Annotated in this window: 20 protein-coding genes; 10 read left to right on the top strand and 10 right to left on the bottom strand. The window is 43.0% G+C overall.

Features of this window, described 5'->3' with window-relative positions:
• Window positions 1-33 precede the first annotated feature (33 nt).
• The 5 genes from KT990_RS00405 (at window position 34) to KT990_RS00385 (ending at window position 7,130) form a co-directional block, all read left to right on the top strand.
• Complete coding sequence (locus KT990_RS00405; protein WP_005097302.1) at window positions 34-1,041, top strand: AraC family transcriptional regulator; 1,008 nt, start codon at window positions 34-36, stop codon at window positions 1,039-1,041.
• Window positions 1,042-1,125: 84 nt separating this feature from the next.
• On the top strand, window positions 1,126-2,271 hold the full coding sequence (gene zapE, locus KT990_RS00400) for a cell division protein ZapE (protein WP_005097301.1): 1,146 nt from the start codon (window positions 1,126-1,128) through the stop codon (window positions 2,269-2,271).
• A 371-nt stretch (window positions 2,272-2,642) separates the two neighbouring features.
• Window positions 2,643-4,808 carry a malate synthase G gene (locus KT990_RS00395; RefSeq protein ID WP_180001811.1) on the top strand — a complete coding sequence of 722 codons (2,166 nt, stop codon included), beginning with the start codon at window positions 2,643-2,645 and terminating at the stop codon, window positions 4,806-4,808.
• Window positions 4,809-4,935: 127 nt separating this feature from the next.
• Window positions 4,936-6,384, top strand: coding sequence for an aldehyde dehydrogenase family protein (locus KT990_RS00390; protein WP_218208947.1), 1,449 nt, complete (start codon window positions 4,936-4,938; stop codon window positions 6,382-6,384).
• A gap of 83 nt (window positions 6,385-6,467) precedes the next feature.
• On the top strand, window positions 6,468-7,130 hold the full coding sequence (locus KT990_RS00385; RefSeq protein ID WP_159516015.1) for an SOS response-associated peptidase family protein: 663 nt from the start codon (window positions 6,468-6,470) through the stop codon (window positions 7,128-7,130).
• Window positions 7,131-7,206: 76 nt separating this feature from the next.
• On the opposite strand, the gene KT990_RS00380 is transcribed toward KT990_RS00385, so the two are convergent.
• Window positions 7,207-7,671 carry a MarR family winged helix-turn-helix transcriptional regulator gene (locus KT990_RS00380; protein WP_005097294.1) on the bottom strand — a complete coding sequence of 155 codons (465 nt, stop codon included), beginning with the start codon at window positions 7,669-7,671 and terminating at the stop codon, window positions 7,207-7,209.
• 739 nt (window positions 7,672-8,410) lie between these two features.
• Here KT990_RS00380 and KT990_RS00375 point away from each other — a divergent pair.
• Window positions 8,411-9,934 (top strand): TerC family protein, encoded by a 1,524-nt coding sequence (locus tag KT990_RS00375; protein WP_005097293.1) that lies wholly within the window; start codon window positions 8,411-8,413, stop codon window positions 9,932-9,934.
• Between the two features lie 575 nt (window positions 9,935-10,509).
• Here the strand turns inward: KT990_RS00375 and thiM are convergent.
• The 3 genes from thiM to KT990_RS00360 all read right to left on the bottom strand — a co-directional run bounded on the left by thiM (window position 10,510) and on the right by KT990_RS00360 (window position 12,969).
• Window positions 10,510-11,358, bottom strand: coding sequence for a hydroxyethylthiazole kinase (gene thiM / locus KT990_RS00370; protein WP_218208946.1), 849 nt, complete (start codon window positions 11,356-11,358; stop codon window positions 10,510-10,512).
• A 32-nt stretch (window positions 11,359-11,390) separates the two neighbouring features.
• Window positions 11,391-12,551: a hypothetical protein gene (locus KT990_RS00365; RefSeq protein ID WP_005170446.1), complete on the bottom strand. Its 1,161-nt coding sequence runs from the start codon at window positions 12,549-12,551 to the stop codon at window positions 11,391-11,393.
• Between the two features lie 160 nt (window positions 12,552-12,711).
• On the bottom strand, window positions 12,712-12,969 hold the full coding sequence (locus KT990_RS00360) for a hypothetical protein (protein ID WP_005097289.1): 258 nt from the start codon (window positions 12,967-12,969) through the stop codon (window positions 12,712-12,714).
• 357 nt (window positions 12,970-13,326) lie between these two features.
• Between KT990_RS00360 and pepN the strand changes: the two genes are divergently transcribed.
• Both pepN and KT990_RS00350 read left to right on the top strand, forming a co-directional pair.
• Window positions 13,327-15,933: an aminopeptidase N gene (gene pepN / locus KT990_RS00355; protein ID WP_218208945.1), complete on the top strand. Its 2,607-nt coding sequence runs from the start codon at window positions 13,327-13,329 to the stop codon at window positions 15,931-15,933.
• 217 nt (window positions 15,934-16,150) lie between these two features.
• Window positions 16,151-16,360, top strand: a complete 210-nt coding sequence (locus KT990_RS00350; RefSeq protein ID WP_005097285.1) for a hypothetical protein — start codon at window positions 16,151-16,153, stop codon at window positions 16,358-16,360.
• A 34-nt stretch (window positions 16,361-16,394) separates the two neighbouring features.
• Here KT990_RS00350 and KT990_RS00345 read toward each other — a convergent pair whose 3' ends face one another.
• A complete protein-coding gene (locus KT990_RS00345; RefSeq protein WP_005097283.1) occupies window positions 16,395-16,841 on the bottom strand; it encodes a universal stress protein in 447 nt (148 codons plus the stop codon).
• Window positions 16,842-16,976: 135 nt separating this feature from the next.
• Window positions 16,977-17,420 carry a universal stress protein gene (locus KT990_RS00340; protein WP_005170452.1) on the bottom strand — a complete coding sequence of 148 codons (444 nt, stop codon included), beginning with the start codon at window positions 17,418-17,420 and terminating at the stop codon, window positions 16,977-16,979.
• Between the two features lie 315 nt (window positions 17,421-17,735).
• On the opposite strand from KT990_RS00340, the gene KT990_RS00335 reads away from it, so the two are divergent.
• Together KT990_RS00335 and KT990_RS00330 are read left to right on the top strand one after the other, a co-directional pair.
• Window positions 17,736-18,686 carry an alpha/beta hydrolase gene (locus KT990_RS00335; protein WP_218944654.1) on the top strand — a complete coding sequence of 317 codons (951 nt, stop codon included), beginning with the start codon at window positions 17,736-17,738 and terminating at the stop codon, window positions 18,684-18,686.
• 84 nt (window positions 18,687-18,770) lie between these two features.
• Complete coding sequence (locus KT990_RS00330; RefSeq protein WP_005097280.1) at window positions 18,771-19,118, top strand: SMR family transporter; 348 nt, start codon at window positions 18,771-18,773, stop codon at window positions 19,116-19,118.
• Window positions 19,119-19,177: 59 nt separating this feature from the next.
• Here KT990_RS00330 and KT990_RS00325 read toward each other — a convergent pair whose 3' ends face one another.
• The 4 genes from KT990_RS00325 to KT990_RS00310 form a co-directional block, all read right to left on the bottom strand.
• Entirely contained in the window at window positions 19,178-20,353 is a 1,176-nt protein-coding gene (locus tag KT990_RS00325) for a benzoate/H(+) symporter BenE family transporter (RefSeq protein WP_218208944.1), read from the bottom strand.
• 75 nt (window positions 20,354-20,428) lie between these two features.
• The gene (gene leuE / locus KT990_RS00320) at window positions 20,429-21,085 is read right to left on the bottom strand and encodes a leucine efflux protein LeuE (protein ID WP_218208943.1); all 657 of its coding nucleotides are present in this window, start codon (window positions 21,083-21,085) and stop codon (window positions 20,429-20,431) included.
• Between the two features lie 73 nt (window positions 21,086-21,158).
• Entirely contained in the window at window positions 21,159-22,136 is a 978-nt protein-coding gene (gene tal, locus KT990_RS00315; protein ID WP_100535289.1) for a transaldolase, read from the bottom strand.
• A gap of 89 nt (window positions 22,137-22,225) precedes the next feature.
• Window positions 22,226-23,116, bottom strand: a complete 891-nt coding sequence (locus KT990_RS00310; protein WP_005170459.1) for a LysR family transcriptional regulator — start codon at window positions 23,114-23,116, stop codon at window positions 22,226-22,228.
• Between the last annotated feature and the right edge of the window lie 37 nt (window positions 23,117-23,153).

Genomic DNA, 23,153 nt, shown 5'->3' with positions numbered 1-23,153 from the left:
CAACTAAGACTATCACATTGTATTTGTATGGTTATGAAACGTTCTGTTCTCAGTCTAATGTATTTGATTCAAGGGATGCGAAAGGCGGGCATAGACGTCGATCAGAAGCTGCAAAACATTGGACTGCGTGTCGATGCCTTTGATCCTGGCTCGATTATTCATCCGAGTTTGGAACATGATGTACTTAAGGTGGTAGGGCAGGAAATCGAAGCTGAGCAGGGATTATTGATTGGCCAGCATTATGCATTGGCAGGTTATGGTCCGTTGTTGATGTTACTGGTTACCAGTCCGACGGTACGTGATGCGCTGCATCAGGTGATCCGCTTTCAACAGTTGACGCATTTGACAGGACAATTGGGTTTGCAACAAAGCGAGCATCATAGCGCGCTGTGTTATCGACCGAAAAATCTGGAAGATGGTTTGGGTGTGTTGCTGGCACAGGCGGAGATTTCGGGAACTTTCAAGTTTATCCGTGATATTTACAAAATGATGGGCCTGTCCAAACCTGATTTACGGATCGAGTTACCATTTGCCCATCCGCAAGAGCCGAATACCTTAAAGGTCTATCATGATTATTATGGGACACAGGTTCAGTTCGATGCACCAAGTGCGGCATTCTGGTTTGATGAAGCAGTTCTGGATATTAAAATTCCGTCTGCGGATACGGTGACCTTTGCGCTGTATGAAGCCAAGTGTTTTGCTGAACTGCAACGTTTGCAACAGGATGAGCAGACACCGACAGTGGTGCAGCGCGTTCAGGATTATCTGGAAATACAAAGTGGTTTGATGCCGAGCATGGCCGAAACTGCGCAGGCGCTAAATATTCCGGAGCGAACCTTGCGGCATCAGTTACAGCAGTGTGATACCAGTTATAAACAGATTCGCGAAGATATTATTAAAGATAAGGCTTTGCGATTGATTGAATATAAACAGTATTCAATTGAAATGATTGCAGAGTTGTTGGGCTATTCCGAGCCGGCTGCTTTTAACCATGCCTTTAAACGCTGGTTTGGGCAAAGCCCTCGGCAATATGTAAAATAGCCTAAGCCTGTTTATGCCAAAGTGTTATAGTGTGTTGATTAAACTCCGCTATAATTAAATTGATCCCAAATAGTACGAAACTCTATGTCCGATTTTAATTCACAGCACAGCACCGCCTTTAGTCCGATTTCTCCTGCAGAACGTTATGCACAAGCAATATCTTCGGGACAGTTTATGCCTGATGATGCACAGGCAATGGCAGTACATGAACTGAATCGTGTCTGGCTGGAATTGATTCAGCGTTTTAAGGCCTCGAAAAAAGCCTTTCGCCGTTTTCGCCGTCAGACTTCTCCCAATGGCGTGTATATGTGGGGTGGTGTGGGTCGTGGCAAAACCTGGTTAATGGATCAGTTTTATGATTCGATTCCATTTCGCCGTAAAACCCGGATGCATTTTCACCACTTTATGCAGCATGTGCATCGTGAATTAAATAAGCTCTCTGGGCAGCGTAATCCGCTGGATCTGGTCGCGGATCAGATTTATAAAGACGCGGTGATTATCTGTTTCGATGAGTTCTTTGTATCCAATGTCACCGATGCCATGATTCTGAGTGATCTGTTCCAGAAACTGTTTGAACGCGGGATTACTTTGGTTGCAACTTCGAACATTGCCCCAGATGGTTTGTATAAAAACGGGATTCATCGTGACCGTTTCCTGCCGACGATTGAACTGGTCAAGAAAAACTGTGTGGTGTTAAACGTCGATGCCGGCGTCGATTACCGTTTACGCGTATTAAAACAGGCGCAGTTATTCAAATTCCCATTAACCCATGATCATAAAAACTGGATTGCGCAACGTTTCAGCGCTTTGACTCAGACACAAACCTGCTCTGAAGAGCCGATTATCATCAATAACCGTATTGTGGAAACTGTGTCACATACCGAAGATGTATTGTGGTGCGAGTTTTCTGAGCTGTGTCTAAAACCACGTAGCCCGGCTGACTTTATTGAAATTGCCAATATTTATAATACGGTTTTAGTCAGTAATGTGCCGCACCTGACCGATTTCCTCAATGATGGGACGCGCCGTTTTATTTATCTGGTCGATGAGTTCTATGACCGTGGTGTCAAACTGTTATTGACCTCGGAAGACAATATTATTGATATTTACCAAGGTGAAAAACTGGTCTTTGAAATTGAACGGACGCGTTCACGTTTACTGGAAATGCAGTCGGATGAATATCTGAATTCTGAACATCGTCAGATTCAGAAAACTATCTCGAGTGAGTAGGAAGCAGAATAAAAGCGCTGGTCATTGACTGGCGCTTTTTTATAAAAATAAGCAGGTAATTGATCGACAACTAGGGCCAAACATGGCTTAATCTTGATCTAAATATGATCGTGTATAACTAGAATGCATAATTTTTACTCGAAAATCTGAACTTAAGTCTAATTTCTACATTTCGAAAACTTTATACACTGTCATTAGGGTATTTAGCAGAATGATATCTCAATGCGGCTGAGCGACGTCTGATATGTTTATGAGGGTACTCATATTATGAAAAATGCTCAGTATTTAGCAATTTGATAATACTATTCAGCTAGATTTTAATCGGTATACTAGAATCTCTTGTATAAAAAGTAGCAATATCAGGAAAGACAATGACTGCACGTATTCAAAAAGGCAAGTTAGCGATTGCTAAAGAACTTTACGATTTTATCGAAAATGAAGCACTACCAGGTTCTGGTTTGGATAGTGAAACTTACTGGAAAAACTTTGAACAAGTCGTTGTTGATCTTAGCCCTAAAAATAAAGCACTTTTGGCTAAGCGTGATGACATTCAAGCGAAAATCGATGAATGGCACCGCAATAACACATTTGAATTACAAGCTTACAAAGCTTTCTTGACTGAAATTGGCTACTTGTTACCAGAAGTAGAAGATTTTCAAATCAGCACTGAAAATGTAGACGAAGAAATTGCCGTATTGGCCGGCCCACAGCTGGTGGTACCGGTACGTAATGCACGTTACTGCCTCAACGCAGCCAACGCACGTTGGGGTTCTCTCTACGATGCACTTTATGGTTTCGACGTGATCTCTGAAGAAGATGGCGCGGAAAAAGGTAAAGGCTATAACCCGAAACGTGGTGAGAAAGTTGTCGCATTTGCGAAAAACTTCCTTGACGAAACTTTCCCATTGGCACAAGGTTCGCACGCAGACGCAACTCAATATGCAGTTGATGGCAACGCACTGGTTGTAACATTAAAAGATGGTTCTACAACGACTGTTGCGGATAGCGCTAAATTTGTTGGCTTCAATGGCGAAGCGTCAGCACCGACTGAAATCGTATTTAAAAATAACGGTCTGCACGTTATTGTGCAAATTGATGCAACGAGCCCGATTGGCCAGACTGATGCCGCTGGCGTAAAAGACGTAGTTCTTGAAGCTGCGGTTACCACCATTCAGGATTTGGAAGACTCGATTGCAGCGGTTGATGCTGAAGAAAAAGTGGAAGGCTATCGTAACTGGTTAGGTCTGATGAAAGGCACTTTAGAAGAGTCCATTCAGAAAAATGGTAAAACAGTTACCCGTACACTGAATGCAGACCGTACTTTCAAAAATGTGGAAGGTGGTGAAACCAAGGTTCATGGTCGTTCATTGATGTTGCTGCGTAATGTCGGTCATTTGATGACAAACCCTGCCATTTTGGTCGATGGTGCAGAGATTTTTGAGGGCATCATGGATGCCTTGATTACACCTTTGTTGTCTTTTGCCGACATCAAAGGTGAAAATACCATTAAGAACTCGCGTCAAGGTTCAATGTATATCGTTAAACCAAAAATGCATGGTCCTGAAGAAGTGGCATTTGCCGTTGAATTGTTTGAACGTGCGGAACAGGTACTGGGTTTGCCTGCAAAAACTTTAAAAATCGGGATTATGGATGAAGAGCGCCGTACTTCTGTAAACCTGAAGAACTGTATTGCACAAGCCAAAGACCGTACTATTTTCATCAATACAGGCTTCATGGACCGTACCGGTGACGAAATCCATACCTTTATGGAAGCAGGCCCATTCGTACGTAAAGGCGAAGTCAAAGGTCAGATCTGGTTCCCGGCTTATGAAAACCGTAACGTGATGATCGGTCTGCAAGCAGGTTTACGTGGCAAAGCGCAAATCGGTAAAGGCATGTGGCCAAAACCAGACATGTTGCTCGACATGTATAAAACCAAAACTGAACATCCGGAAGCAGGTGCGAGCTGTGCATGGGTGCCATCACCAACAGGTGCGGTAATTCACGCGATTCACTATCATCAGATTAATGTTGCGGATCGTCAGCAAGAGTTATTGGCAACTGAAGCCTTGTCACTAGATGACTTGTTAACGCCACCATTAGCAACAGACACTAACTGGTCTGAAGAAGAGAAAACCAAAGAACTTGAAAATAACTGTCAGGGGATCTTGGGCTATGTAGTTCGCTGGGTAGACTTAGGTGTAGGTTGTTCTAAAGTACTCGACATCAACGATGTCGGTTTAATGGAAGACCGTGCGACTTTACGTATCTCTTCGCAGCACGTGGCGAACTGGTTGCGTCATGGTGTGGTAAGCCGTGAGCAAGTAGAAGAAGTGATGCAGCGTATGGCGAAAATTGTAGATCAGCAAAATGCCAATGATCCGTTGTATACGCCAATGTCTGCAGACTTTGCCAACAATATTGCATTCCAGGCAGCGTCTGACCTGATCTTTAAAGGTGGTGAACAGCCATCAGGTTATACCGAGCCACTTTTACATGCAGCACGTTTAAAGTTAAAAGGTTATACAGGTGACTAATCCCGTCTAACTTAAAAAAGCCTCTTCGGAGGCTTTTTTATTGTCTAATGGTAAGCGGCTGTCTTTCTGACTAGAAATTTTTCAGCTGAACTCTTAAAGTGGAGCAAAGCTTGCGAGGAACAATAAAATGATGACGGTATATCAGGACTTAGACCAGCAGTTTATTCATGGTCAGTGGCAACATGGAACTTCAACCAAAATCATAAAAAATATCAATCCTTTTACCCAAACCGAAATTATGAGTCTTGCAGCTGCCAGCTCTGTCGATGTAGACAGTGCGTATACGGCAGCAGAACAGGCTTTTCAACAGGGTGTTTTGAATTCCATTGAAGTCCGTAAAACAGTATTGCAAAATTTAATTAATATTATTCAGCAGCGCCGTGCAGAAATCATTGACTGGCTGATTATTGAATCAGGCAGTACGCGCATTAAAGCCGGCCTTGAGGTAGATGCTGCCTTGGGGATTATTCAGGAAAGTCTGGCATTTCCAGATCAGCTGAAAACTGAACAGCTCGAAAGCAAAGATCCAGTACGGAAAAGTTTGGTCTTGCGTAAACCTTTAGGCGTGATTGCAGTCATCAGTCCATGGAACTTTCCATTTCATCTGTCCTTGCGTTCAGTGGCGACAGCGATTGCCTGTGGCAATACAGTTGTCTTGAAACCAGCCAGTGATACGCCGGTGACTGGCGGTACATTAATCGGGAAATTATTTGAAGAAGCCGGTTTGCCTCCAGGTGCATTGAATATTGTTGCCGGTGCTGGCAGTGAAATCGGGGATTATTTTGTCGAGCATTCAGTGCCGAAAATGATTTCATTTACCGGCTCGACTGAAGTGGGGAAAAGTGTCGGCAGTAAAGCTCTGGCCAGTTCCAGAATCAAACGTTTGGCATTGGAACTGGGCGGCAATGCACCCTTGGTGATTCTGGATGATGCCGACCTTGATCTGGCGGTTGAACTGACCTTGATGGGGCGTTTTATGCATCAGGGACAAATTTGCATGAGCACCAATCGGGTCGTTATCGATGCATCTATTCATGATGCTTATGTGGATAAGCTTCTGGATCGGGTCAAAATGATTCCAGTGGGCGATCCGAATCTGGAAGATACCATCATCGGGCCGATCATTAATCGGAGTCAGGTCAAAAAGCATCAACAGATCATTCAGACAGGCAGCGAGCAGGGCGCACAGCTGGTATATGAGGGCGGAATTGAAGGAAATCTGGTCTATCCGCATATTTTCATTAACGTCGCAGCCGATTCTGATTTAGCACAACAAGAAAGCTTCGGTCCGATTTTACCGATCTTAAAAGCACGTGATGAGGCCCATGCTTTAAATCTAGCCAATGCAACAGAGTTCGGTTTGTCCAGTGCAGTCTGTACATCAAATATCGAACGCGGCAGCGCTTTTGCGGCACAACTGGATATTGGCATGACCCATATTAACGGGATCAGTGTTGCAGATCAGTCTAATGCACCCTTTGGCGGCGAGAAAAACTCAGGACTAGGACGTTTTAATGGTCGCTGGATTTTTGAGGAGTTTACCCGGACACACTGGTTGACCATACCGAATTCATGATACTCAAATCTATATCAATATTACAGGTTTGGCTCAGACATCAGGTTATAATCGAGTGGTCGAATGATTTACATTAATCCGCCATGTGTGCCAACTTTAAACCTTTAAGCTTAGAACAATTGCATAATCTGGGGTTGCCCGAAATTCCCTTTGAATATCCGGAAGAGGTCTATCCCAATTATGCTACACCGCTGTTATTTCATTCAGCTCAAGGACTGGAATGGCGGTTGGTAAATTTTGGCCTGATTCCAAAATGGGCAGAAGATAAAAGTATAGCTACCAAGACCTATAACGCCAGAAATGAAACTTTATTGCAAAAGCCAACCTTTGCTGAAGCCACTGCCAAATGTCATTTTGGGGTCATTCCTGTTGCCGAGTTTTATGAGTCCAAATATTTTGACAATAAACCACAGCGTTGGGGTGTAAGACGTCAAGATGGTCAGGCGACTTTTATTGCGGCAGTATATGAGATTACACGAGTACAAGGGGAAATTGTACGATCTGCCAGCATGATTACGATGGATGCCATTGACCATCCGATGATGAAAGAATTTCATGAGCCTGGAAACATCAAACGTTCGGTGATCGTAATTCCACATGAGCGACTACAAGAATGGCTGACACTGAGTCATCCGGATATTCGGAGTTTTGTACACGGCTTTCCGGAAGAAGAGTTTGAATGTTCACATGTTCCCAAAGAAAAAATCAAAAAAGCCAGCCCACAACTGAACTTTTTTGATTCTTAGAAAGCTCCGGTGAATTATTTATTATTGAAAGTATGCCAATTCGCCAGCGTCTATTTAAAAATAAAAAGTAGGACTTTTAACGAGCCAGATTTTTAAAAATATGACGTAAACTTTCCATGGTTTTTTCAATTTGCAAAGGCGTCAAGCCTTCAAATGACTGCTCTAGTACTATATTGGTCAGATCATTGATCTTATGTGTCATTTGCATGCCTTTTTCGGTCAAAAATACCCGGGTAATTCGTGCATCATCTTCACATGAATAAGTCTCAACCAGACCTTCATCTTTTAAGCGATAAACGATTTTAGTGGTGGTCGACATTTTAGATACGACCATCTCTGATAAGTCGGATACACTCGCATGCGGTTTGGATTTTAAGGCAAGAAGGATACGGCGGCGCGAATTGTCTACACCATATTTTTTAAGTGCGTGATCGACATTAAGTACATATTGAGCATGAACCTGAGTAACCCAATAATAGGGAAAGTTTTCTAAATTAAATTCTTCCGTACACGGTAAAAATTTTGCATATTTCTTAGTCATGAAATGTTCCTTGTATTTATTTTTCTAGGGCCCGTCCATTTTATGAAAAAGTTTATGCATGTTTCAACCTTTATTTTAAAAATGTTAAAGAGATTGCACTTTTTAGTTTTTCTTAATAGCCCCAGAAGTCGAGCAGTTCTGCATATGCGCTGATTCGGGACAGAGAATGGCCATTTTAAATCGGATGAAAGGCAATAATATTTTGTGTAAAATTAATACTTAATTGTATATTTCTGAGGCGGAATCATTTTCCGCAATCGTTTGTCATTCGACAGCATGATTCGCTTATCGGCCAAAATGCAATCACTCTGATTTTAATCAACCAGACAATTTTGCTGATGGATCCATGCAGTTATGTGGAGGAATTTCCCCATCAAAAATTTCAAGCTCTATTTTAACTGATTGCTTTTTTAATCGGTATATATTTGATGGCTGAATTTTTAGTTCACTTTAAAAGTGTTTGAGCTAATGAATGGTAATTACTGCATATTTTTAATTAAAGTAAAATAATTTGTGAAGAAAAAATTAAGTTTAATGCGTTTTATACACACTGATTAATGAAAAAAGTCTAAGGAAAATCATAATCATGTAATTTTTTTATAAATTAATACATTACAAAATACTCAGTTTATGCATAATGGAATGGTCTTAAGTTACATAGGTTAAATTTAATGGATCCCTCGCCGTGCGTTGATCTTCCATCTCTATTTCTAGCTTACTCGAACGGGGTAGTTCTCTAATGGAATTTTTATTAGATCCCGGAATTTGGGTAGGTTTAATTACTCTTATTATTCTTGAAATCGTTTTAGGTATTGATAACCTAGTCTTTATTGCCATTCTGGCTGAAAAACTTCCTCCTGAACAACGTGATAAAGCTCGTGTCATCGGTCTTTCACTCGCATTATTGATGCGTCTGGGCCTGTTGTTTGCCATTGCTTGGCTGGTCACTTTGACTCAGCCGTTGATCACCCTGTTTGACTGGACCTTCTCCGGTCGGGACTTGATCTTGTTATTTGGTGGCTTGTTCTTGGTGTATAAGGCCGTCACAGAGTTACATGAAAAGATAGAAGGTAAGCCTGAAGTCAAATTGACCACTAAGGTGGTTTATGCAAGTTTCACTGCTGTTGTTGCCCAAATTGTGGTTTTAGATGCTGTATTCTCTTTAGATTCAGTGATTACTGCAATTGGGATGGTCGACAATATTTACGTCATGATGGCTGCAATGATTGTTGCGATGGGTGTAATGCTACTGGCATCGAAACCATTGACCAGTTTTGTAAACCGTCATCCAACCGTGGTGATTCTGTGTCTAAGCTTCCTGCTTTTGATTGGTATCAGTCTGATTGCAGAAGGTTTTGGTTTCCACATTCCAAAAGGCTATATCTACTCGGGTATTGGTGTCGCGATCTTGATCGAAGCGTTCAACCAGTTCGGCCAGCGTAATGCAGCAAAGCATGAATCTAAGATTCCTTTGCGTCATCGTACGGCTGATTCTATTTTGAAGTTAATGGGCGGCAAGCTGGAAACCACTGATACTGACAAAAATGAAGCTCAAGAAGCCTTTGCAGATGAAGAACGTTACATGATTGGCGGGGTATTGACCCTTGCAGAGCGTTCAGTCGCTTCGATCATGACACCGCGCAGTCAGATTTCATGGGTCGATCTAGAGGATAGCCCGGAACAGATCCGTGAAAGAATTCTATCTGTTCCCCACAGCCTGTTTCCGGTATGTCGTGGCAGCCTGGATAAGGTGATTAGCATCGTACGTGCCAAGGAATTACTGGATGTGCTGGAAGAACCAGAAGAGTTAAAAGCCCTGATCAAACGCCATCGTCCAATTTATATCTTTGAAAAGATGAAAGTTATTGATGCGATCAATACTTTGCGTACCTCTAAAGGCTCTTTGGTCTTGGTGAGCGACGAGTTTGGTAATGTACAGGGTTTGATCTCACCACTAGATGTATTTGAAGCCATTGCCGGTGAGTTCCCGGATGCAGACGAACAACTTGATTTGGTCAGAATTGACGATTCCCACTGGATCGCTTCAGGTATGCTGGATCTGTATCAGCTTGAGCTTGAACTCGGCATGATTGATCTGATTGATGAAGATGCTGGTTATATCAGTGTTGCGGGTCTGATTTTGGATAAAACCAACAGTGTGGTCGAAGTCGGTACTGAATTGGATTATCAAGGTGTACAGTTCAAAGTCACTGAAATTGAAAGCAATCGTATCAAATCAGTTAGTATTCATTACGCGGCTTAAACACTTGCTTTGTTCAAATCTTGAAGGTCAGTTGCTCTAGTGGCAGCTGACTTTTTTTAATGCATCTTTTCTCAAATGTCCTTATTAAAAACAAAGTGAGGTCATTGTTCAGACAGATTTTTTATCATTCGATGCAGACTATCACTCAAGTTGGATATTGAGCTGAATGGCCTGATATTGCACTAGAGTTTTAAGTCTAATAGTCAGGTTCGTAATGCAGCATAAGCAGAATCACATACTGGATATTGATCAATAGAGCCTGTTAATTAAAGCTTAAAAGTAACATTCAAATCCTGCTGGATAATTAAATTATAATTCATATGATTTCAGTTGGATCATGCAAAAACAGATCAAACAAAATTTTGATCTCTTTGGCGGAAATCGGTAGATAAATTACATTAAGTTATATGAAGCCTGTTCAGTTAACCACCGATTATGCTCAAAATAGTTTCAGCGTAGGATTCAGAAACAACCTATCTCTTCAGAAATTAGTAGAAAATGTGAGCGATGTACAGCTAAAAGTGGGGTGTCAGGTCTATGCAAACCTGCAAACATCCCTTAAAGCTGTTAGCAAACTAAACTGCTCCCGGCAAAATTTGAAAGTTGGCGTATTGTCGGATGCTTTCAGTATTAAGTTGATGGACTTCATCCAAAAAAGCCACATTAAAACGGCCAAGCTGTGGCGCACGTTCAAAAGCCCGTTGACCTGCAATTGCAAAATGCACATGTGCAGCGAGTGCTGCGATTGCGGGAGAACTTACAGCACTATAGGCTGCAATCAGTGCACCAAGTGCACAACCGGTGGCCGTGACTCGCGGTTGTAAATATGATCCGCCTGATACCTGTATTACCGGATAATCTCTGGAAATGATGTAATCAGATTCACCGGAAATCGCGACACAGTCACAATGCGCCAATAAGCTTTGTGCCTGTAAATAAACATCGGCACTATTGATGGTACTGTCCACACCTTTGGATTCGATCCGCTTGCCGGCCAAAGCACCAATTTCAGAGGCATTGCCCCGTAAAATTGTCGGATGGGAATTGAGTAACTGATCTACCGTATTCGAGCGCCAATGCAGTACCGTTCCATAACCAACCGGATCCAGTACCCACGGTTTTTTCAGACGATGTGCCGTTTCCGCAGCAATGTGCATGGCCTGTACTTGTTCGGTGGTCGGTGTACCCAGATTGAGATTGATCGCAGCTGCAATTTTGGCAAAGCTTTCGGCCTCAAAAGGATTATCGATCATGGCGGGGGAAGCATTGGCAGCCAGCACCACATTGGCCACATAATTACTGGCCACGGCATTGGTCATGATATGCACCAATGGCTGATGTTGCTGTAACTTTAACCATGCCTCGCAGATTTGACCCAGAAGCGTGTGCTGTAGTGCTTGCGTAGAAGTATTCATAATGATCATCTGTCAAAAAGTAATCTAAGTCGTATCTTCGCTCAGCGGGTAAAATAATGGTCCTGATGCTTACAGCTACGGCAGAACAGGCTGACATAGTCACTGGCATCATAATCCACCGAAAGCTCCTGTGAACCGCAGTGCATACAACGTTTCTGCGAATAAAATTTCAGGCGCGGTTCAATTTTATGCCATGAGCGCCAGACCGGCTGAAAGAAAATATTCTCATCATAACCCAGGAAGCGATAAAACAGGATTTCACTCATCTTGCTGAAGGCCAGTTGTGGCGGGCGTGGCAGGGTAGAGGTTTCCCATTTTTCCGTGACAGAACGTTCCCGATACTGTTGTAAGGTTTTTTTCAGCAGATTGGTATTAATAAAATTTTCATTGCGTGGTTTAAGCGCTTTTTGCTTATATAGATATTCCAGTGCGGTCTGTACCAGATAATAAATCTGTCCCACTGCCAAGACATCTAAAAGGCGATAGCAAAAGGTCTGAAAGCTCTGATTTCCGGCAATCTGCACATTCCAGCTACGACAGTAAAATTGCGCAAACTGAATGATCTCCTCATATAGCAGACAATACAGGGCATCTTTGACTTCATCTGCACTTTTAAAGGGCACACCTTGACTCAGGTTCTGATAAAACCAGTTGCGTAGTTGCTGGGTAATGCTGAACAGGCTCGGTTCAGAATAGCCATCCAGACGTACATTAATATAATAGTGCTGATTTTCCTGTTGCACATCTTTGGGAATTAAAATCTGTTCTCTGAGCATATTTTTGACCAGACCATGTTGAAACAGATAGTTCGGACTGATGGAAAAATAGCGAATTTGATGCCAGTCGATATATTCGCGGTGCTGGCTATATTCCTGTACTTGTTCATCTAAAATCGAAAGTAGAAACAGTTTATTGATAAAACTGAGCTGATTGAGCTCAGGAACCGGCCGGTCCTGTTTTTTATGATAGAGACGATTTTCCTGTAAACGGACTTCCTTGAGCATGCGTTTACGTTGGGCCAGACACTGTGCGCAATAACAATTATTTTTTTGATCCGGATGAAGCTGATGCTGGCAATGGCTGCATTCATGGTAACTCATCTCCTGATCATACTGTTCCGCCTCAATCCAATACATCGATGCCTTACATAGCGGGCAGTGGGTGCTTTCATCAAGCTGTTTTTGCAGAACACTGAATACCATGGGCGCGAGCAACTTTAGAATGGACGGGCATTTGATTATACACCGCTGATGCGAAGCAAATGTAGTTGACTGATGCTATTTTACGTCAGCAAAAAATATACGCGCACATGAAAAGAGCTACCGAAGTAGCTCTGATCTTAAAAACATGAAATGACGGGTTTTAGACTGGGCATGGTAAGGTTTCGTCTTGTTGTCCGCGATGTTTGGCGTGAATTAAGGCTTGAACTTTTTTAGATGGAACTTTCTTGGTACCGAGGGCATCGTAGCTGTTGAGAATGGCAGTCACTTCATGTGCCTGAAGAGGAATACCTTCACAGCTCATCAAGAGTGCAATGACTTTATGGTCAATATTGGCCTGATCCAGTGTTTGCAGGGTTTTGATATTTTCCATTCGTACAATATGTTTTTTTAAGTACATGGCTCACCTCATGGTTATCATTATTCTTTAATTTTAAGGGCGGGGAAATACAGCTTAACTCTAGCAAGAAGTGTGCTTATTTTTTAATCTGTATTTGTGAAGTGTAATTTGGATATCAATATATATCTTTAAATCAAATATTTATAATAATGTAAGAAATTATGATTCTGGCTGTTTATTTGGCATAGATATTTCTTAAGCTTAATCGAATGCTGCACAATTAGGCAAAATGCATTGAAAGTGGTGCGTACAATGCCCATATTAGAGCGAACAATACAAATGCACAGACAGCGTTTAAAACTTGGCGTATGATTTTGACATGAACAATGTCGAATAAGATAAAGATTAGGACAGGACATGAATATTGCGGCAAACCCGGTGATCGAAGCGGATCAAACCATTTATTTAAAAGACTACCAAAAACCCTCCTTTATCGTCGATTCTATCGAGCTGAATATTCAGGTCTATGCGGATCATACGCTGGTCAGCAGCAAACTGCAGATGCAGCGTCAAACTGCCGGTAATCTGGTCTTGCTCGGACGAGATCTGGAACTGCAATCGATTCAGTTAAATGGTCAAATACTCAATGCCAGTGACTACAGTCTGGATGCTGAGCAACTGCTGATTGCCAATGCACCTGATCAGGTATTGCTTGAAATCGTGGTGAAAATTCATCCGGAAAGCAATACTATGCTGGAAGGTCTGTATCAGGCCAGTTCAGATCTGTTTGTAACCCAAAATGAGCCAGAAGGTTTCCGTAAAATTACCTTCTATCCAGACCGTCCGGATGTGTTGTCGGTCTTTACCACACGTGTCGAAGCAGACAAGAAATATCCTGTTTTACTCGCCAATGGTAACCTGCTGGAAACCGGGGAAGTTGATGCCAACCGTCATTACGCCATCTGGCAGGACCCGACCAAAAAGCCAAGTTATCTCTTTGCCTGTGTCATTGGTGATCTGGCGGTGATGAAAGATTCCTATGTTACGTCAGAAGGCCGCAATGTGGCACTGGAAATCTATGCAGAAGAAAAAGATATTCCAAAATGCAAGATTGCCATGGAAGCGCTAAAACATTCCATGCGTTGGGATGAAGAGCATTATGGCCTGCCATATGACCTCGACAATTACATGATCGTGGCGACCAGTGCATTTAATATGGGTGCCATGGAAAACAAAGGGCTGAATATCTTCAATACCTCATGTGTGCTCGCCGATGAAGAATTTACCACTGATGCTGCGATCATGCGGGTACAGTCGGTGATTGCCCATGAATATTTTCATAACTGGACTGGTAACCGGATTACCTGCCGTGACTGGTTCCAGCTCTGCTTGAAAGAAGGCTTGACCGTGTTCCGTGACCAGTCTTTCTCGGAAGATTTACAGTCGGCTGCGGTACAGCGTATTGATGATGTGGCGGTTCTGAAGGCACATCAGTTCCCGGAAGATTCTGGCCCGCTATCCCATCCACCACGCCCGGATCATTTTGTCGAAATTAACAACTTCTATACCGCAACCGTGTATGAAAAAGGGGCGGAAATTAACCGCATGATGGCGACCTTGCTGGGCAAGGAAAAATTCCGCCAAGGTACCGATGAGTATTTCCGCCGTCATGATGGTCAGGCGGTAACGGTGGAAGACTGGGTGGCCGCGCTCACCGCAGGTTCAGGGGTGGATCTATCCAACTTCCTGACCTGGTATAACCAGCCGGGTACACCGAAACTTGAAGTAAAAGCCGAATATGATATTGAAATGCAAACTTATCGTCTTAGCTTGAAGCAAAGCCTGAAAACCCATGCCAAATATCCGAATCTGAAAGCGGTACCTATTCCAGTGGCTTTGGCGCTGTTTGATGCCGAAACCGGTGAGCAGTTGAAGCTAAACTCTGAAGCACTCTTTGAAAATGGCGTGAAAGATGGGGTGTATCTGTTTGATCAGGAACAAGCCACGATTGAATTTAGTGGGGTAACAGCAAAACCGGTGGTATCCTTGCTGCGTAATTTTTCTGCGCCAGTCAATCTGGACTTTGACTATTCAGAACAAGAATTGGCCTTCCTGCTGCAATATGAGACCAATGGTTTTAACCAGTGGCAAGCCACTCAAACGTTATTAGAGCGTATCTTGCTGGATGATCAGCCTGCGGATATTTATATCGCGGCGATGTTGAATACCTTGCCGGGTGTGATTGAAAAAGATCCGCTGTTGGCATCACGTCTGTTTGATGTGCCGTCTGAAGGTTATTTGGGCAGCCGTATTGATCAGGACTATAATCCGGTCATGATTCAGGAAAAGCGTGAGGCTTTGCTGCATACGCTGGCACGTGCCTTTGGTGAAACAGCCAAAGAGACGTATCTTGATCTGGATCCTGATCTGCAATCTGAATTCTCGCAAGCGATGGGTGTACGTGCTTTAAGAAACATCATGTTGACGATGATCGCCCGTCAGGGAGATGCATCTGCCTTTGATTTGGCTTATGAGCAATATCACACAGGTAATATGTCTGAACGTTTGGGCGCCCTGAAAGTTCTGGTCTGGAACGATGCACCACAAGCAGAAGAAGCTTTGGCAGACTTTTATAGCCGCTTTGAAGACGAAGCCCTGTCTTTAGATCAGTGGTTTATGGTGCAGGCAGCGCATCCAAAAGCAACCGATGCAACCATTGCCTATCTGACCCAGCATCCTGATTATGATCTGGCTGTACCAAACCGGATCCGTGCTGTGAGCGGCGGTCTGAACGCCAACCCGGTGAATACCTGGAGCTTTGGTGTGCAGCATTTTATTGGTCTGGCGAAATATCTAGATCAGAAAAACCCAATTGTGGGCTCACGTCTGCTGCAAGTATTGTCACGCTGGTACACCCTTGCTGAGCCGCAACGCAGTGAAGTCAAGGCGCAACTTGAAGTATTGAAGCCACTGGTCAAATCTAAAAATGTGTCTGAGACATTAAATAGTATGCTAAGCATATAAAATTAAGTCTGTATAAAAAAACCGGATCATCAAGATCCGGTTTTTTTATCTGTTTTGATCTCAAATGGCCGGTTTAGATACATTTGAAATACGCTGATGCACTATGTGGCAACCAAAGCGTGTACAGTATTGCTATACGGACAAGAGTACTGATTTATTAAGCTGTAAGCAGGGTAAAAGGATCTTAGAGATCCACTTACTGGAGGTCATTTAAGATATGTTAGTGAAAATTGAAGATGGTTTTTATTTAAATAGCCAGCATATTATTGCCGTACATGTCAGCAAGAATCCTGAAAATGGCTTACTTGAAATCTCGATTCAATATACACCTCATTCTGTTCAGCAGGTCGGGGAATACAAGAAAGTATTTCAAAGCCAGCTTGATGCAGAAATCTTCTTGAGTGAGCTGAATCAAAAGCTTCGCTAAAAGCCTGCTCAGCTCAGGCTTTCATCAATACCTGTTATTGTCTGACCACCAGTACTGGAATATCAGAAAGTGCCAGCACATTTTGCGCCACACTGCCCAGCATGAGTTTTTGCAAACCTTTACGGCCATGTGAACCCATAATAATGACATCAGTCGGTGATTCATTTGCAGCCTGTAAGATTCCTTCTGAAGGTGCCATACCATGCAGGATTTTTGTCGTGACCTGTATGCCTTCACGAACAAAGCTCTGTTTCAGGTCATTTAAGCGATCAAGCGCATTTTGTTCTGCATGCATAAAGTAATCTGTGACTGCTGGAGCAACTTTATAAAAATCTACGCCCTTAAAAGGGTCAACCGCAATGACACTGAGTAAGGTGACATGGCTATGAAATACTTTGGCCAGTTCGAGGGCATGTTCTGCGGCAGCATAGGAAATCGAGGACTCATCGAGTGCTACGAGAAGATGATCATAATTATTCATGGTGCTTCCTGATATTTATTATTGCAGTAAGGAGAATAGGGGTTAGGTGGGTGAATCTCCATAACGTACGGTTTGGTTTGAAATCAAATATAGAAAACCGAGTAATGCGCACCTTGAAGATGCGCAAAGCTTTGATTATTTTTTCACGATCAGAACCGGAATTTCACTGGCACCTAAAACATCCTGTGCAAAGCTGCCCAGAATCATTTTCTGGAAGCCTTTACGGCCATGAGAACCCATAACAATCAGATCTGCTTTTACTTCATCAGCAGTTTTGGCAATGTGTTCGGCATTGACCAGACCTGTGACGATCCGTGACTGAGCTTCAATACCTTCAGTCGCTGCAATCGCAGTGGCTTCTTTCAGGGCATTTTTGGCATTGGCATGCGCCTGTACAAAATATTCCTTCATGATAGATGAGCTGTAATAGAAATCAGCTTCAGTAAAAGGATCTTCTGCAATCAGGCTGATCAGGGAAAGCTGGCCACCAAATGCTTTGGCAATTTTTGCAGCATGTCGTACTGCGGAAAAAGAAATTTCTGAGCCGTCTACCGGAACTAAAATATGCTGATAGGCCATGATTTTTTTACTCCAAATGTTTATTGTTCGCTTCTGATTCATTGATAGCACAGTGACTCTACAGGTGCAATTGCAAAACCTAAAAAAATGAAAAAACTCATTAAATTACAACTATTATTCACATAAAACTGTAAAGAAATGGGCAAATAAATCCGAGCAAAAAACTGGGGATTTTCACCTCTGCTGCCAGAACGAACTGGATTAAGTTTTTGGTTTTTGAGCATTTCAGTTAAACTGCCTGCGCTTGATTTTTATCAATATAGGGAAATTGAAATTGTGAGATATATCGCGGTAAATCTTGTGCTGGTCAGCTCGATGATGTTAGCGGGCTGTCAGAATACCGTACAAAATAGCAGGCTAATTGCCAGTGCCTTCAATATGACCACGGGCCTACAACAAAAAGTGATGGATCGTTATGCTCCTGAAACTGTTCGGGTACAGAACAATATCGTGTACCAGCCGCTACAGGATTTAAGCTTCGATCTATATCAACCGCAGAATATTCAGAATCTAGGCCCGAGACCGACCATTGTCTGGATTCATGGCGGTGGCTGGATTTCAGGTTCCAAGGCACATGCCCGCGGCTATTTTAAGCTATTGGCGGCGCAAGGCTATAACGTGATTTCTGTACAATATCAGTTTGCGCCGCAGGTGACTTATCCGAGTCAACTTCAGCAAATTAATCAGGCGTTGGCATTTATCAACACGCATGCCGAGAACTACTACATTGATGCAGCACAACTGTATTTAGCCGGAGATTCTGCCGGTGCCAATCTGGCCAGTCATTATGCCGCATTGTTGACCAATCCAGAGTTTTCACAACAATCCAATTTCAGTCCAAATATTCAGCCAATGCAGCTCAAAGGCTTGATTTTGCATTGTGGTATTTACGATCTACAGGCCTTTGTGCAAAAAGCACCGGATGAAATCAAAATGGTCGAATGGGGCGTTTATAATCTGGTACAGGCTTATACGGGCGACCAGAAAGATGATGTCGAATTTTTAAAGCAGATTTCCCCGATCCAGCATATTTCAAATGCTTATCCGCCGGTGTTCATCAGTGGCGGTAATAAAGACTTTCTGACCGATACTCAGTCCTTGCCTTTTGTAGAGACACTCAAGGCCCGGAATATTGCAGTGACCGAGGTATTTTATCCGGAATCTAAGGCCTGGCTGATTCATGAATACCAGTTTTTTATGGGCAAAAAAGAGAGTCAGCAAACCTTTATTCGCACCCTTGATTTTCTGCACCAGCATTCACTGTAAAATAAGCATTATTTAAAGTTTAATTTTCTATTTTAATTGGCTTGTTATTCAAAGCATGAACACTGAAATTTTGGAGATGGAAAAATGAATCCTGTATCGTGGGCCTACCTGTTACTGGCACTGGCGATTGTCGCCGAAGTCACAGGCTCTACATTTTTAGTAAAATCTGAAGGCTTTAGCAAATTATGGCCGTCTTTGGCAGTCGTGGTTTTATTCTGTATTGCATTTTATTTATTGTCGCAAGTGATTAAAGTCATTCCATTGGGAATCGCTTATGCCATCTGGGCCGGTGTGGGAATTGTTCTGACTGCAATTGTGGGTTATGTACTTTTCAAGCAGACGCTCGATGTGCCTGCACTTATTGGCATTGCACTGATTATTTCCGGTGTACTCGTCATCAACCTTTTTTCCCAGACCGCAGGACATTCATAAAAGGCAGACATGATCGCTGCCCTTATTTGTCATTTTATTCTAATGATCAGTCATCAATTTTAAGTGACTTGAGGCTTGAGCTTAAATAGAAAATGAACCATTAATCCCAGTAATAGGCCCCAAAAGGCTGAACCAATCCCGAAAAACTGAATATTGGATGCGCTGAATAAAAAGGTCATCAGTGCCGCTTCACGTTCATGGCTTTGCTGAAAAGCCAGCGCGATGTTATGCCCAATGGTGCCGAATAAGGCAATTCCGGCCAGAATAGTAATCAGGATTGCTGGAAATGCCATCAGGACACTGGTCAAGGTCGCTGCAAATAGTCCCATCAAAATATAAAACAGCCCACAACTCATGCCTGCAATATAGCGTTTCTGTGGGTCGGGATGAGCTTGAGTATCCAGACTCACTGCCGCACTGATCGCAGCAAGATTGACACTAAAGCAGCCAAAAGGTGCCAGTATCGCCTGACTTATACCGGTCCAGCCTAAAATACCGTTTACCTTGGGTGGATAGCCATAGCTTTTAATTACTGCCAGTCCGGGTAGATATTGCGAAGCCAGATTGATCACCAACAGTGGTAAAGCCAGCCCTAGAACAGCTTGTAGACTAAATTCAGGTTGGATCCAGACCGGCTGGGCCATACTCCAGTTTAAACTCGGGATTGTAAAATCGATAAAGAAAGGGCAGAGCGCAATTGCGGTAAATACGGTAATCACGATGCTATAGCGTGTGCTGATTTTTTTTGAGATCAGATAAATGGCCAGGACACTGAGTACAAATTCCCAGGACTGTTGCAGGCTACCAAATACTGAAATACCAAATTTTAGCAATACTCCAGCCAGCATGGCACTGGTTAAACTTTGTGGAATAAAATGAAAAATACGCTCAAAAATTCCTAAGAATCCCAGCGCAGCAGTCAACAGTCCACAAATCAGAAACGCACCAATCGCTTCACCGAGGCTGTAATGACCCGCAGACGCAATGATCAAAGCTAGTCCCGCCGTTGACCAGGCAGTAGAAACAGGATACTGATATTTCCAGGACAGCCACACACCAGAGATACCTATGCCGATTCCCAGTGCCCATAACCAGGAACTGATTTGTGCCGCATTGGCGCCTAAGCTTTGTGCAGCTTCAATCACCAGTACAGCAGAAACACTAATGCCAATCAGGCAGGTAATCAGGCCGGCAATGACCGCAGTAAGAGACAGATCTTGTAATAGTTTTGGCATCGTCCATGACACAATTTTAAAAAGCGTTTAAATCATACGCTTTTCACGTATTTAGACAATATCTGTTTCAAGCTTTTATAAGGTAGAGCTGGCTAGCTTCATCCCAAAACCACAGAATAAAATGCCGACTATGGCCACACAACTGGCTGTCAGTTTGTAATGCTGGTTGAAATAGGAGGCCAGTTTTACCCCTGAGAAAATCAGAATGGACAGATAGGTCATGCTAATCAATTGCAAGATTAAAGCCAACAGAATGAAAGTCAATGCTGGATAAGGATAGCGAGGATCGACAAATTGCACAAAAAATGACAGGTAAAACAGAATCGCTTTTGGATTTAAAATACTGATGGTCAATGCAGTACGAAATGGCTGAATAGACGAAGCTTTAGCATCAGCCGCATTCATCTGCGGAATGGTCCCTTTTTCTGTTGGACGAATGGTTTTATAGGCGGCAATTAATAGCTTCATCCCCAGATAACTCAGGTAGATGGCGCCGATAATCTTCAAAGTAATAAACAGGATTGGAAAAGCATGCAATAAAGATGCAGCCCCCAAAGCAGTACATAAAATCAGAATCATGTCACCGGTATACACTCCCAGAGCACCTAAATAACCTGTCTTGATACCAAAACGTGAGGCAATGGACATGACATAAAGGGAATTGGGGCCGGGCAAGAGCACAATTAAGGTGGTGCCAATGATAAAGGTACTGAGATCTGTAATACCAAACACGAAGAATTCGCACAAGAAAAAGCCGATGCGGCATTATAGCAACATCGGCTGGTAAAATTTCTAAGATTTTAGCTTAGCTTTCAACGGGATTGAGAAAGGTTTGACCTAATAGCGCAGCCAGTTGCTCACGCGCTTTGATAAAACCCTGAATACCGCCTTGTAACAGTTCACTGGCCATTTGATCCTGCTTCAGCTGTTCCAGAAATGCTGCCTGACTGATCGGACTCAATTCACCCTGCACAGTAATAGCTGTCGCTGAAAGTTGCGGCTGAACTTCACGTTGATCATGGTTCAGTTCTGCCAGTAGATTTGGTGCAACGGTAAGAAGGTCACAACCGCTCAAGCCCAAGACCTGATCGATACTGCGGAAGCTGGCGCCCATAATTTCGGTTTGAATGCCATGGGCTTTATAAAACTCATAAATACTTTTAACCGATAACACGCCAGGATCTTTTTCGATTGGATAAGCATCCACACCTTCAGCCTTCTTGTACCAGTCCAGAATCCGGCCAACAAAAGGTGAAATTAAAGTAACTTTGGCATCAGCGCAGGCATGGGCCTGATGCTGGCCAAATAACAGGGTCAGGTTGGTATGAATGCCTTCTTCTTCTAAGGTTCTTGCGGCCTGAATGCCTTCCCAGGTTGATGCAATCTTGATCAGGATGCGATCGGAGTCAATCCCATACTGCGCATATAGTGCCAGTAACTCTTTGGCTTTTGCGATGGTGGCAGCAGTATCAAAAGACAGGGACGCATCGACTTCAGTCGAAACACGCCCTTCAATTAATTTCAAGATTTCAACGCCGAATTTGACGGTCAAAATATCAATGGTACGTTCAATTAGGGCATCATCCGCATAGCCTTCCTGCTGCGCCTGCTGATAGGCCGCTTCAATCAGGGCCTTGTTCTCAACTTGACTGGCCGCTGCTGTAATCAGTGATGGATTGGTGGTTGCATCCAGAGGACGAAATTTTTCAATTGCGCTCAAGTCACTGCTATCCGCCACAATTGTGGTCAAGTTTTTTAATTGGTCTAATGCGGTTAATGTCATTACGATCTAGTTCTATGGTTATTGCTTATGCATACTTTTATATCATAAACCCTGTATTTACCAAGTAGACTGAAGTGGTGTTTCTGTGATTATTTGCTACTTTTACGCTGATTTCGCAGATGATTAATCAAAAAATGAGCAGCTGTGCCCAAGTTGCTTTCCCGACTCCAGACCAGATCGATAAAATATTCAAACTTTGGGGTGAAATCGAGCAGATTCAGCACTTGCAGATTTTGCTGTAAATTCGGCTGTTTTTTTAGCATTTCCTGCGGGAGAACACCCCAACCCAAACCCTGTTGAATCATGCTACAGGCAGAATGATGATTGTCAGTGCGCCAGTAATGACGGGAATATAATAATTCAGGTTTAATATTACGGTCACGGCTCGCCACCACAATTTGACGGCTATTTAGAATCTGTTCAAAGCTGACCTGATCGTATTGACTCAGTACATGCTGCTTGGCTGCGACAGGAATCAAGACTTCACGCTTTAATTCCACAAACTGTTCACGTGCATCGAGTTGTTCCCGCTCAAACATTAATGCCAGTTGTGCGCTACCATCCAAGAGCATCTGTTGCGCATCTTCCTGAGGTGCACCAAAGACATTAATCTGAAGCTCGGGAAATTGCTGTTCCACCAGAACGACATAATCAGTCCAGCGCGTATGCAGTAATTCAGAAACGATGACGATATTCAGTTCAGACTCCAGGCCTGAACTTAGGGCAAGCGCATGCTGTTTCCACTGATTCATTTCGATTAACAGCTGTTCTGTTCTTTCATACAGTGTCTGTGCCTGCTCCGTTGGCACAGGTTCACGCCCAATACGCTGGAACAGTTGCAGATTCAGATCAATTTCTAAATTCGCAATTGACATGCTAATGGCAGAGGGAACTTTTCCCAATTTTCGTGCAGCTGCAGAGAATGAACCGGTTTCCATCACAGTTTTAAATACAGTGAGTTGTTCCTGATTAATATTCATGTAATCTTATCTATCAATTTTATTGAAATATTCTAAC

Origin of the sequence: Acinetobacter sp. F9 (genome assembly GCF_019195275.1) — a bacterium.
Lineage (GTDB): Bacteria > Pseudomonadota > Gammaproteobacteria > Pseudomonadales > Moraxellaceae > Acinetobacter > Acinetobacter pseudolwoffii.
Note: the sequence above shows the minus strand (reverse complement) of the source record. Positions and strands in the feature narration are given on the sequence as shown.

Excerpts from the sequence above, each read along its gene's own strand:
- KT990_RS00405 (WP_005097302.1), top strand. The coding sequence starts at position 34 with ATGAAACGTTCTGTTCTCAGTCTAATGTATTTGATTCAAGGGATGCGA.
- zapE (WP_005097301.1), top strand. The coding sequence starts at position 1,126 with ATGTCCGATTTTAATTCACAGCACAGCACCGCCTTTAGTCCGATTTCT.
- KT990_RS00395 (WP_180001811.1), top strand. The coding sequence starts at position 2,643 with ATGACTGCACGTATTCAAAAAGGCAAGTTAGCGATTGCTAAAGAACTT.
- KT990_RS00390 (WP_218208947.1), top strand. The coding sequence starts at position 4,936 with ATGATGACGGTATATCAGGACTTAGACCAGCAGTTTATTCATGGTCAG.
- KT990_RS00385 (WP_159516015.1), top strand. The coding sequence starts at position 6,468 with ATGTGTGCCAACTTTAAACCTTTAAGCTTAGAACAATTGCATAATCTG.
- KT990_RS00380 (WP_005097294.1), bottom strand. The coding sequence starts at position 7,671 with ATGACTAAGAAATATGCAAAATTTTTACCGTGTACGGAAGAATTTAAT.
- KT990_RS00375 (WP_005097293.1), top strand. The coding sequence starts at position 8,411 with ATGGAATTTTTATTAGATCCCGGAATTTGGGTAGGTTTAATTACTCTT.
- thiM (WP_218208946.1), bottom strand. The coding sequence starts at position 11,358 with ATGATCATTATGAATACTTCTACGCAAGCACTACAGCACACGCTTCTG.
- KT990_RS00365 (WP_005170446.1), bottom strand. The coding sequence starts at position 12,551 with ATGGTATTCAGTGTTCTGCAAAAACAGCTTGATGAAAGCACCCACTGC.
- KT990_RS00360 (WP_005097289.1), bottom strand. The coding sequence starts at position 12,969 with ATGTACTTAAAAAAACATATTGTACGAATGGAAAATATCAAAACCCTG.
- pepN (WP_218208945.1), top strand. The coding sequence starts at position 13,327 with ATGAATATTGCGGCAAACCCGGTGATCGAAGCGGATCAAACCATTTAT.
- KT990_RS00350 (WP_005097285.1), top strand. The coding sequence starts at position 16,151 with ATGTTAGTGAAAATTGAAGATGGTTTTTATTTAAATAGCCAGCATATT.
- KT990_RS00345 (WP_005097283.1), bottom strand. The coding sequence starts at position 16,841 with ATGAATAATTATGATCATCTTCTCGTAGCACTCGATGAGTCCTCGATT.
- KT990_RS00340 (WP_005170452.1), bottom strand. The coding sequence starts at position 17,420 with ATGGCCTATCAGCATATTTTAGTTCCGGTAGACGGCTCAGAAATTTCT.
- KT990_RS00335 (WP_218944654.1), top strand. The coding sequence starts at position 17,736 with ATGATGTTAGCGGGCTGTCAGAATACCGTACAAAATAGCAGGCTAATT.
- KT990_RS00330 (WP_005097280.1), top strand. The coding sequence starts at position 18,771 with ATGAATCCTGTATCGTGGGCCTACCTGTTACTGGCACTGGCGATTGTC.
- KT990_RS00325 (WP_218208944.1), bottom strand. The coding sequence starts at position 20,353 with ATGCCAAAACTATTACAAGATCTGTCTCTTACTGCGGTCATTGCCGGC.
- tal (WP_100535289.1), bottom strand. The coding sequence starts at position 22,136 with ATGACATTAACCGCATTAGACCAATTAAAAAACTTGACCACAATTGTG.
- KT990_RS00310 (WP_005170459.1), bottom strand. The coding sequence starts at position 23,116 with ATGAATATTAATCAGGAACAACTCACTGTATTTAAAACTGTGATGGAA.